The sequence below is a fragment of the Nocardioides sp. Z50_6 genome, assembly GCF_058215755.1.
Map to the genome: position 1 here is coordinate 334,015 of NZ_JBZAJB010000005.1, position 7,751 is coordinate 341,765.

The window sequence follows — 7,751 nt, forward strand, 5'->3', positions numbered from 1 at the left end:
ATGCCTGGCTCGCTTGGGGTCCCCTTGGGATGGATGAAGACGCACAGGCCTCTGGATCTCGCGCTCCTCGACCCGGTTGACGTAGTGGCTGTTGAGAAAGGCGTGGGGCTTGGCTGGGTGTCACCATGCTCAGCGGCAGCTTCAGCGAGCTCCGGACTTGTCCCCAGTGACTCGAATGCCTGGACCTAGCCCGGCAGGTCGTCGACCCACTCCCCGGGCTGCTTGTCCTCGTTGGCCATTCGGGCGCAGTCATTGACGCGGAGCGCCTGCAAGGCCGCCGTCCACAGGCACCTCGCTGGCGTGTTGCATATCTGGTGCACAGGAAGCGTCATTTTCGACGTTTGCGGAAGTCAGCATGGGTCAGTCAGTCAGTACTACGACTTCTGGTCCCAGCTCGACCGATCTCCTCGTCCATGCGTCGGCAGGTGCGGTCGCCGCCGCGCTCGCTCACCTGTTCTGAGGGCTGCCTCGGCGGGGGCCGGATCAGGCGAGGATCATCCGCCGACGGCGGCTTCGGATGCGAGGTCACCCTCGCTCGTCAGGCCCTGGGGTGTAACGGGTGAGAACGCAGAACTCATTGCCCTCTGGGTCTGCGAGCACCGCCCACCCCTTGTCAGGTCCGTCGCGCCGATCGTCGACGAGAGTGGCGCCCAGCGCGATGATTCGGTCGACCTCCTCCTCGCGGGTGCGGTCGGTCGGGCGAACGCAGAGGTGCATACGGTTCTTCACCGTCTTCGTCTCGGGCACCCGGGCAAAGATGATCTCGCGGTCATCGGGTCCCACCAGCCAGCACTCCTCCTCGTCGGGCCCCATCTCCGCTTCGTCGAGGAGTCGGAAGTCCTCCAACACCTCTGACCACCACCTGACCTGGGAGTACGGATCGATCGCGTCGATACAGAAGTTCGATGTGCGAGACACCATGATCGCGATGATCGCTGATCGCTGATTTCGCTTCTCGGTGGTAGAGGCGGGGCCACAAACGGCAAGCGATCACCGCCGACCATCCGCGCCGGCGCGCGCTCCGCGTGACCATCCCGTATGGGGGCTCCAACGGGGCTACTCCCGGCTCATCAACTGGGGCTGGTGCACGTGTAGGTGACAGGTCAGTCGGTTAGGCCGCCTGTGTGGCCCCGGGTCGATCAGGCGCTGCAGGCAGGCGGCGATGCTTCAGAACATGGTGGCGAAGACCATCCCGACCAGGATCAGCACCGTGCTTCGCGTCCCAGCCTGCCGGCTAGTCAGCGTACCTACGTTTAGATGCTTCACTTCGCCCAGAATGACGCGCACATGCGGCGCCGAAAGCGAGGCCCCTTGCGACTGTGGAGCCCGCAGCGGGGTTGCTAGCCGATCGGCCAGCGGCGACCCCCCGTAAGCGCTTCTCCGGCTCGTAACCTTCGGGCGTCGCGTTCGTGGCCGCAGTCTGACAGGGCCACGGAGGTCTCATAGACCTTTGCACTTCCTTCTCGACTTCCCTCTAGAGCCTCTGTAGGCTCTTGTTAGGGAGCCAGAGAGGCTTCCGCGACGAAGGAGTTATCCAGTGCCGGACCTAACCGTCCCTGTTCCGGACGACCGGACTGCTGAGTTCTACCAGTTCTTCGGCCTGTGGCTCGCCGGGTCTCTGAGCCCTGTTCAGAGCCCCGTCGGAGGTCCTGTGGCTCCCGCTGAGGCTCAGACGACCAAGTACGACGACCTGCCGCTCTGGGGCACGACCGACGAGGACTTCGCGGACGCCGAGACGCTGTGGAAGAAGTACTCGCCGAACGCCCGTAAGATGTTCGGCCTCCTGATCGACAACCCCGGCAGTGAGTACACCGGGGAGCAGATCGCGGAGGAGTGCGGCATCCCGAACGGCGCGCACGGCGTGGCCGGCGTGCTCGCCTGGCCGGGTCGACACGGCTACGCCCTGGGTCGCCGCCTGCCGAGCGACTGGCGCGAGGACCAGGAGAGCGGGGAGAGCTACTACTGGATCCCCGCTCGGAGGGCCGCGATGTTCAAGGCCGTTCGGGAGAAGGTTGAAGGCGCCGCCTGATGCGCCCGTTGTCGGGACGCCGGCACCGAGAACGCCCGCTGTCACATCGACGGCGGGCGTCCTTGCGCTTCCGGGTCCGCGAGGGGTCCGCGTCCTCCCCCGCGCGCAGGTCCGGTCGCGGCTAGCATGGGAACCCACGTTCGAGGAGAGCGCCGATGCAAACCGTTCAGGAAGTCGCTGACCGACACCTCTGCCACGCCGAACTCGTTATGGGCCTGCTCGCGAAGATGGGCCACCCAGGCACCACCCCGAAGACGCCGCTGCCTCCGCCCGTGCTGATCGAGTTTGACGAGCAGTGGGGCGACAAGATTCGTGACGCGCGGTTGGCGGCGCGGCCGGCGCGCGAGCCACAGCCCCAGGCCGGCACCGCCACCGATCCAGACGCCGCCCCTCCTCCGACCACGGCTCGCGACCGCTACCAGCCCAAGCCGCAGGTCATGCGGATCGCCCACGACCGTGTCGGTGCTGGGCGCGACCAACAGGGCAACCACGAGAAGCGGCTGCTGCCGAACCCGGGACTCATCCACGCGATCGACCTCACCGGGACTTGGGACGGCGACCGGTGGCACGGCGAGGTCGTGCCGGGCGCCGTCCACTTCTTCGGCGGCGCGATGAACAGCGGGCCTACGGCCGCCTGTGGCCGGGCGCATATGCGCGCCGTCCTCGGCGACGAGTTCGTGCCCGCCGACGATTCCGTCGAGGCCGGGCAGTGCCCGCGCTGTGCTCAGGTCGTCGCGGACGGCAGGGGTTTCCGCAGCCCGCCCGGCTACTACGACCCCTTCTGCCACGCGTTCCTGAACGTCAAGGTCGACGGCCAGGTCGAGGTCCAGAACTGCAGTCTGGGCGGTCAGCACCGCGGATTGCACCGCACTCGCGACGGGGCCACGTGGGACGTCGGGTTCGACGACTTCACGCCAGCTCCGCTCGACGCGGGCTGCCGTATAACTAAGGTCTCCTGACGCCCCTGAGCAGCGAGACGTGGGCGCTCGTAAGTGCGTCTATCCGCCGCGTGCTCACCGCTCCGTCGCGAGCCCAACCGGCGAGCTAGCTTCCGATGAGACGGTGGCGTCTAACACCGAGTCGACGATCTGGGCTGCCTTCTCGTTGGCGTACCACGTCAGTGCGTCAGCGGCCCGGTTCGGCACGAGCAGAAATGTCGCCATGAACGCCATGGCCGCGTGGCGCTTCCACTTCCGCGGCGCCAGATCCGTAGCAGCGTCGATGACGTCGGCAGGGTGCATGCAGCGAGTGTCGTCCATGTCGCCAAGGTCGCGGGGATCCCCCGACACATCAGTCCACACTCACTGCGTCACGCCGCCATCACCAACGCTCTCGACGCCGGCGTCCCGCTGCGCGACGCACAGATCCTGGCGCGCCACGCTGACCCACGCACGACCGAGCACTACGACCGCGCCCGCGGAAACCTCGACCGACACGGCGTCCATTTCCTCACCGCTTACGTCGCTGGAGTGTGAACGTCCTGCGTCCCGTCCGCCCAAATGATATGCGCCCCGTTTTCCGAGGGAAGACAAGGCCTTGTCGCTGACACGTCGCGCCGTTTCCTCGTTTCCCCGGCGATTCAGGCCGTTCGACTTCAGGACGCGATGTAGGCCAGCATTGCCCCATGGCAGCCGGCGCGACGATGCACACGTTCGAGATCGAGCTGGCCGACATGGATCGGGGCGTCTACGAGCAGTTCACGCTTCGGGCGGCGCGGCATCCGTCAGAAACCGAGGCGTACCTCGTGACGCGTGTGCTCGCCTACTGCCTCGAATACGAAGAGGGCATCGCGTTCAGCGAGGGGATCTCGGCGGCCGCCGACCCGGCGGTGCTCGTGCGCGACCTAAGCGGGAAGCTGCTGGCCTGGATCGAGGTTGGGGCGCCGGACGCCGCGCGCCTTCACGCGGGCAGCAAGGCTGCTGAGCGCACGACCATCTACACGCACCGCGACCACACCAGGGTGCTGGCCCAGTGGGCGGGCGCGAAAATACATCGCGCAAGCGAGATCGTCCTGCACAACTTTGATCCCGGGTTCATCGATTCCGCCGTGGACGCGATCGAGCGCCGCAACGCGCTCACGCTCACTGTTACCGAGCGGCAGCTCTACCTCGAACTAAATGGCGTGCACCTTTCGTCGGCGGTCCACAATCATCCGATCAGTTAGTGGCGCGGGCTCCCCTCGCTATCGGCCCCGCCGTTGCCGAGCAGCACTTCATCGGTGCCAGCAGGCCACACCCACTCCGCCGCCTTGGACGCACGGATCCGCCTGTCGGTTTCCGCGATTAGGCTGCCGAGCGTGACGGACCCGGACTTCGATGCTCGTCTGGCGCGGCTCATCAATAACTTGGATGAGACCGTGAACCTGCTGCTTAACCACGGCGAAAGTCACTGGTTCAAGTGGGCTACTTCGTGCCGCGCTGCGCTGCATAACAACGACGCTGCCGCTTTCGATCGTGTGCTTGGTGCATTCGGCGGCATGGGAACTTTCAACGACCTCTGGATCCTGAGCATCAACGGTCACGCCGTCGAACCGGACCAGGAATCGACGGTCAATGACCGGCTGACCGAGCTGCGCTCATTGATCTGGGATGACGCGATGGCCTTGAGGCACGAGCTGCGAGCGTCGTCGTAGGCCCGCTACGAACGTCCGCTATGCGCCGCCAGGGTCGAGCGCCGGTGCGTCTTTCCGCCGCCTGTCGGCGTCTCGAGTCGTACCGCCGAGATCATCGCGCTCGTAGTGAGTTGTCCAACGCCTTCATGAGGATGCTGACCCGGCTCGGTCCGACCGCCGCCGGCGGATAGCGCCGCAGCACCTCGACCACCAACGGTGTCGCCCGATCGGTTGCATGGCCTACGTGTTGCAGGCCGACGCCGGGGTCGCCAGTCAGAAGCTCCAGCGCACAGGCGGCGTGAGCATCCGCGCGCAAGATGTGGCCTACCTGGTCAGCCTTGGCGAACGGATGCAGATAGGCGGAACCCGCCGCATCGCCCGCCGCGTGCGCCGCGTGTTTGGCCGCGACTGCGGCAACGTCTTTCGCTGCTCGGTGGGCGTCGAAGGCCGTTGATCGCTGCAGCTTGGACCGCCTTGCGCCGTTGGCGAACTCCCAGGCAGCGTCAATAGCAGCTCGCGGGCGGCGGTCGGTTGGCGCTGCTTCCTCAAAGATGCCCACAACCTGCTGAGCGCCTGAGGCAGCGAATCCCGCAACCGCGCGCAAGTCACTCATGGTCAACTCGAAGTAGTCGTCCTGATCAACCGCCACGAGGAGCAGCGTACTTACGCAGTCGTCCTCTCTGCGAGGTCTCGACGGACTGTGAAGACTGCGTCTATCCGCCGCGAGACGGTGCGACTAGACGTCTTTCACCGCCGCGTCTGCTCCAAGCTCCCATGCGCGGAAGTTGTCTAGTTCACTCCTGACCGTTTTCACAACCCAAACAACGACCGCCGCGTCGTCGGCGAATCCGCCTGGCAGGAAGTCTGGGATGAGGTCAAGGGGCGAGACCACGTACACCAAGCCAGCTACGGCGACCACGAGCGCGTCAGTGGGGATCTCGCGGTAGTGGCCTCGCGCGTAAGCCACAACGAGCCGGATGAGCGTGCGAAAGTCGTCCATCACGGCGGTGAACGGTCCGCTTCGAGCCGCGCCACTCTTGTAGGACTCTTCCGCGATCTTCTGCAGCTTCTCAGGATCTTTGGTCAGCCGCTCAGCTCGCTTTCTCGCTGCAGCGAAGAACTTCGAGTTCGCTGCGGTCGAGGGCCCACCGTTCGCTGTCGCCTTCTTCGGGGGCGTGGCCTTAGCGGTCGCCTTCTTCGCGGGCGTGGGCTTAGCGGTCGCCTTCTTCGGGGGCGTGGCCTTTGCGGTCGCCTTCTTCGCGGGCGCGGCCTTTGCGGTCGCCTTCTTCGCGGGCGCGGCCTTCTTCGCGGTCATATTCGTACTCCCCCTGTAGTCGTCGGGGCAGCGTAGATCGTCCACCCTGGCTCGCGCCCTAGAACGGCGCTCTTCGCTGTTCCAAGCCGCCTCGGGCGGCCCTGACTCTTCGCCGCCTGCGCAGCGTGGAACCGCTACGGCTTGGCGCGGTTTCGCTGAATCACGTTCCCGACGGCATCAAGTAGCTCGTCGATGCGCTTGCTCTCGGCTCCCGTGGCTGTGATGTTGGTCCGGACCTTCGCCTCGCCTCCAACTCGGACGATGGCTCCATGATCGTGAGGGATGGCCGATGCGCTCATGTTGGCGCCCCATGAGAAGCCAGAGGCCCGTGTAGCGAAGGTGACTGCCCTGGAGAAGTCATCCGACCGCTTGAACTTGTGCAGAATCCGCACCGTCTCTGCGAGCGCACGGAAAGTCTCGTCAGGGTCGGCGGGGTAAAAGCGCTCATTGCTTGACATGGACGCAGGTTACGGCGCAGCAGGCTCCAGTGACCTGGCTTTGACCCTCAGCAGGCCGCCGCACCACGCCGGGGCTGGTCGGCCATGTCTGAGCAACTGGTCTTGCGCAGGTGCCCCATTGCGCCGCCACAGGGCTACGCGAAGCGATGGCCGCCGTGCTCGTTATCGCTGCGCCCCGCGTCGGATCGCCGAGCGCAGAAGCCGTGGCGTCGGCTCAATGTGCGGACGCGGCCTAAAAGCCAACTTAGGCTAAGCCGGAATGCACGCCTGCCAACAACCAGAACTGGAACCGATGATCGACTTCGCGAACAGCACCATCGTCAAGCTGAGCCCGTCGCACGCGGGCGAGGATGTCATGAACATGCTCATTCAGGGCGAAGAGGTGTATCGCAGCTTTAAGGGTGCGAGGGACTCGGTTCACTTCACGAGCAAGCGCATCATCGCAGTCAACGTCCAGGGCCTCACGGGCAAGAAGACCGACTACTCGTCGCTGCCCTACTCCAAGATCCAGGCGTGGTCAGTCGAGACCGCCGGCCGGTTCGACAGGGATTGTGAACTCGAGATGTGGTTCAGCGGACTCGGCAAGGTCCGGCTTGAGTTCGCGGGCTCGGTGGACATCAAGGTCCTTGGGCAGATCATCGGAGATCACGTTCTGTAGTGGTCGGGGCGACACTCACGAGCGATTGGTTGCGAAGCGTCTCGTCGGCTACTCGCCCACTCAGGGACGCGGCGATGCGGAGGTCCGCAGGAGTAGGCGTCATACGTCGGTCAACGGGTTCACTCCAGACGTGCGTCTATCCGCCGCAAAAGCACGTCGCCACAAGTAGGGGGCGCGTGAGGACGCGCTGCTCACACTGACTGTCGGGTGGTCCTGCGACGCTTGTGCCATGGACATCATCGACGCCAGCGCATACGACTTCCTAGTGCCGCGGCGCGTGAGGAAAGTGACCGCAACGGCCCTTCTCTTGGGGGTTGCGTTCGTGCCTCCAGTCCAGGGTTGGTGGCTCGATCAGATCGACCAGCACGCGGAACACGTGATCCGAGAACTGGTCACCCAACTTGCCTCTGACCCGACATCGATCGAGCGGCCGACTCCGGCGCCATCTCGCTGAAGGGCTGTAGACCCATCACTCGAACCCCTCGGGACGAACAACCCCTCGGATCCGTCGCAGCGTGAGTCATATCGCGGCCGTGTCGGTCGCACGGATCTGTCACCCCTCTGTGTCAAGACGCAGCAGGGAGTGGGGTTCTAGGGTGTTGTCTGGCGGGTCCGGGAAGTGACTTGTCCGAAGAGCTGGTGTGGGGATGTGAGCCGGCCGCGCTGGAGTCAGAGTCGTT

The 7,751-nt window shown here is 65.2% G+C and carries 12 protein-coding genes; 7 read left to right on the top strand and 5 right to left on the bottom strand.

Annotation, left to right across the window (positions count from 1 at the left end):
- Positions 1-525: 525 nt before the first annotated feature.
- Positions 526-921, bottom strand: coding sequence for a VOC family protein (locus tag AC4BGE_RS14345; protein WP_490575710.1), 396 nt, complete (start codon positions 919-921; stop codon positions 526-528).
- Positions 922-1,651: 730 nt separating this feature from the next.
- Between AC4BGE_RS14345 and AC4BGE_RS14350 the strand changes: the two genes are divergently transcribed.
- Positions 1,652-2,029, top strand: coding sequence for a DUF6416 domain-containing protein (locus AC4BGE_RS14350; RefSeq protein ID WP_490575711.1), 378 nt, complete (start codon positions 1,652-1,654; stop codon positions 2,027-2,029).
- A 155-nt stretch (positions 2,030-2,184) separates the two neighbouring features.
- Entirely contained in the window at positions 2,185-2,988 is an 804-nt protein-coding gene (locus tag AC4BGE_RS14355) for a hypothetical protein (protein WP_490575712.1), read from the top strand.
- Between the two features lie 54 nt (positions 2,989-3,042).
- Here AC4BGE_RS14355 and AC4BGE_RS14360 read toward each other — a convergent pair whose 3' ends face one another.
- Positions 3,043-3,288 (bottom strand): hypothetical protein, encoded by a 246-nt coding sequence (locus AC4BGE_RS14360; protein ID WP_490575723.1) that lies wholly within the window; start codon positions 3,286-3,288, stop codon positions 3,043-3,045.
- Between AC4BGE_RS14360 and AC4BGE_RS14365 the strand changes: the two genes are divergently transcribed.
- From AC4BGE_RS14365 to AC4BGE_RS14375, 3 genes are all read left to right on the top strand, one after another.
- On the top strand, positions 3,265-3,504 hold the full coding sequence (locus AC4BGE_RS14365; protein ID WP_490575713.1) for a tyrosine-type recombinase/integrase: 240 nt from the start codon (positions 3,265-3,267) through the stop codon (positions 3,502-3,504). The genes AC4BGE_RS14360 and AC4BGE_RS14365 overlap by 24 nt on opposite strands.
- Positions 3,505-3,653: 149 nt before the next feature.
- Positions 3,654-4,193, top strand: coding sequence for a YaeQ family protein (locus AC4BGE_RS14370; RefSeq protein ID WP_490575714.1), 540 nt, complete (start codon positions 3,654-3,656; stop codon positions 4,191-4,193).
- A 132-nt stretch (positions 4,194-4,325) separates the two neighbouring features.
- On the top strand, positions 4,326-4,661 hold the full coding sequence (locus tag AC4BGE_RS14375) for a DUF6966 domain-containing protein (RefSeq protein ID WP_490575715.1): 336 nt from the start codon (positions 4,326-4,328) through the stop codon (positions 4,659-4,661).
- A 91-nt stretch (positions 4,662-4,752) separates the two neighbouring features.
- Here AC4BGE_RS14375 and AC4BGE_RS14380 read toward each other — a convergent pair whose 3' ends face one another.
- The 3 genes from AC4BGE_RS14380 to AC4BGE_RS14390 all read right to left on the bottom strand — a co-directional run bounded on the left by AC4BGE_RS14380 (position 4,753) and on the right by AC4BGE_RS14390 (position 6,413).
- Complete coding sequence (locus AC4BGE_RS14380) at positions 4,753-5,289, bottom strand: putative immunity protein (RefSeq protein WP_490575716.1); 537 nt, start codon at positions 5,287-5,289, stop codon at positions 4,753-4,755.
- 87 nt (positions 5,290-5,376) lie between these two features.
- Positions 5,377-5,955: a YkvA family protein gene (locus tag AC4BGE_RS14385; RefSeq protein WP_490575717.1), complete on the bottom strand. Its 579-nt coding sequence runs from the start codon at positions 5,953-5,955 to the stop codon at positions 5,377-5,379.
- Positions 5,956-6,089: 134 nt separating this feature from the next.
- Positions 6,090-6,413, bottom strand: a complete 324-nt coding sequence (locus AC4BGE_RS14390) for a hypothetical protein (RefSeq protein WP_490575718.1) — start codon at positions 6,411-6,413, stop codon at positions 6,090-6,092.
- 292 nt (positions 6,414-6,705) lie between these two features.
- Here AC4BGE_RS14390 and AC4BGE_RS14395 point away from each other — a divergent pair, with 292 nt between their 5' ends.
- Positions 6,706-7,071: a PH domain-containing protein gene (locus AC4BGE_RS14395; protein ID WP_490575719.1), complete on the top strand. Its 366-nt coding sequence runs from the start codon at positions 6,706-6,708 to the stop codon at positions 7,069-7,071.
- A gap of 229 nt (positions 7,072-7,300) precedes the next feature.
- Positions 7,301-7,525 (top strand): hypothetical protein, encoded by a 225-nt coding sequence (locus AC4BGE_RS14400; RefSeq protein ID WP_490575720.1) that lies wholly within the window; start codon positions 7,301-7,303, stop codon positions 7,523-7,525.
- Positions 7,526-7,751: the final 226 nt, after the last annotated feature.

Coding starts and splice junctions, on each gene's coding strand:
- AC4BGE_RS14360 (WP_490575723.1), bottom strand. CDS start 3,288: ATGGACGACACTCGCTGCATGCACCCTGCCGACGTCATCGACGCTGCT.
- AC4BGE_RS14395 (WP_490575719.1), top strand. CDS start 6,706: ATGATCGACTTCGCGAACAGCACCATCGTCAAGCTGAGCCCGTCGCAC.
- AC4BGE_RS14390 (WP_490575718.1), bottom strand. CDS start 6,413: ATGTCAAGCAATGAGCGCTTTTACCCCGCCGACCCTGACGAGACTTTC.
- AC4BGE_RS14385 (WP_490575717.1), bottom strand. CDS start 5,955: ATGACCGCGAAGAAGGCCGCGCCCGCGAAGAAGGCGACCGCAAAGGCC.
- AC4BGE_RS14355 (WP_490575712.1), top strand. CDS start 2,185: ATGCAAACCGTTCAGGAAGTCGCTGACCGACACCTCTGCCACGCCGAA.
- AC4BGE_RS14345 (WP_490575710.1), bottom strand. CDS start 921: ATGGTGTCTCGCACATCGAACTTCTGTATCGACGCGATCGATCCGTAC.
- AC4BGE_RS14400 (WP_490575720.1), top strand. CDS start 7,301: ATGGACATCATCGACGCCAGCGCATACGACTTCCTAGTGCCGCGGCGC.
- AC4BGE_RS14370 (WP_490575714.1), top strand. CDS start 3,654: ATGGCAGCCGGCGCGACGATGCACACGTTCGAGATCGAGCTGGCCGAC.